This window comes from Parafrankia sp. EUN1f (assembly GCF_000177675.1).
Lineage (GTDB): Bacteria > Actinomycetota > Actinomycetes > Frankiales > Frankiaceae > Parafrankia.
This window is the reverse complement of the sequence record NZ_ADGX01000354.1, coordinates 1-1,583: the sequence shown is the minus strand read 5'-3', so window position 1 is coordinate 1,583 and position 1,583 is coordinate 1. Positions and strand designations below refer to the sequence as shown.

At 66.6% G+C, this 1,583-nt stretch carries 2 protein-coding genes; one reads left to right on the top strand and one right to left on the bottom strand.

Annotated features, from left to right (window positions below; translation table 11 throughout):
• The coding region (locus FREUN1FDRAFT_RS39035; protein WP_006545978.1) for a MerR family transcriptional regulator at positions 1 to 274 on the bottom strand (274 nt) is incomplete at its 3' end.
• Between the two features lie 92 nt (positions 275 to 366).
• Here FREUN1FDRAFT_RS39035 and FREUN1FDRAFT_RS39030 point away from each other — a divergent pair.
• The coding region (locus FREUN1FDRAFT_RS39030; RefSeq protein WP_006545977.1) for an NtaA/DmoA family FMN-dependent monooxygenase at positions 367 to 1,583 on the top strand (1,217 nt) is incomplete at its 3' end.

Sequence of the window (1,583 nt, the reverse complement as noted above, 5' to 3'; positions counted from 1 at the left end):
GCTGTTCGACGAGCATGGCTCGTAGCCCGGGATCAGGATCGTCGACGACGATCGCAGAAGTCTGCCCGAGACAGGGAAGTATCGCTCCGATGATGCGGGTGGGGATGCCGGCATCGAGCAGTCCGCGAATCTTGCGCACGCGATCAACGAGGTACTCGTCGTACTCACGGTATCCGTTGTCCAGGCGACGGGGCGTGACGAGCCCCTGCTCCTCGTAGTACCGCAGCATGCGCGGGGGCACATCGGTCTTCCTCGCCAGCTCGCCGATCCGCACGGAGATCCCTCTTATTGATGTCAATGTCTCCAGCGATGCTACGCGGGACGGGCTTGACCTTCACATGGGTGTGATAGTTGGACCATGGGGGCATGGCAGACCGCAAGATCATTCTTGGCATGGTGCTCACCGACGGGTACGGCAATCTTCCTGGCGCGTGGCGCGCGCCCCACGTCGACCCCGGCAACTACGCGAAGGTCGAGGCGAACATCCGCTACGCGCAGGCCGCTGAGCGCGGCGGCTTCGCGTTCCTCTTCACCCCGGACTTCCCCGCGGTACGCGGAGATGTCGAGCACTCGACGATCAGCAACATCATGGACCCCCTCATGGAGACGGCAGCCATCTCGCAGGCCACCAGCAACATCGGGTTCGTGCTGACCGGATCCACCACCTTCCAGGAGCCGTTCAACACCGCTCGCCAGTTCAAGACGCTTGACATCATGAGCCACGGACGTGCGGGCTGGAACGCCGTGACGACGAGCGACCCGGCCGTCGCCGCGAATTACGGCAAACCCGTCGCCGACCGCGCCGAGCGCTACCAGCGCGCCCACGAGTCGATCCAGATCGTGCAGTCGCTCTGGGGCAGCTGGCAGAAGGATGCCTGGATCAACGACCAGGAATCGGGCCGCTTCATCGATCCGTCCAAGCTGCAGCCGATCAATCTGCGGGGCGAGCACGTGGCATCGCGCGGCCCGCTCGCGCTGCCGCCATCGGAGCAGGGCCAGCCCGTGATCTTCACGTCGGGCGGCCCCAGCCCGCACTTGCTCGCCCTCGCCGGTCGCTACGCGAGCGGGTTCATCACCGAGGTGTGGACGATCAAGGAGGCACGTGCGCAGCGCGACGCGCTCCGGAACGCCGCGCACGAGGCGGGGCGCGACCCCGACGAGATCAAGTTCATCGTCGGGCTCATGACGACCGTCGCTCCCACGGTCCGTGAGGGGCTTGACCGCCGCATCGCGATCGCGGGCGACCTCATCGAGGCGCGGCTGCCGCATCTGAGCGCCATGATCGGCGTCCAGATCCAGCCCCGGCACATCGACAGGCCTCTCTCCTCCGAGCAGCTGGCGGTCGCGCACGCATCGCCGATGGACCCTCGGTCCGCGATCGCCTTGCGAGTCGCCCGGGAGGGATGGTCGCCGCGCGACGTCCTCGCTCACGGGGTCATCGACTACCACCCCGTGACGGTCGGCCCCGGGAAGGTGCACGCCGACCACATGCAGGAATGGTTCGAAGCGGAAGCGGCCGATGGCTTCTGGCTCGCTCCCGATGTGTACGAGGACGGTGTCGACGCCCTCGTCGACGAGGTCGT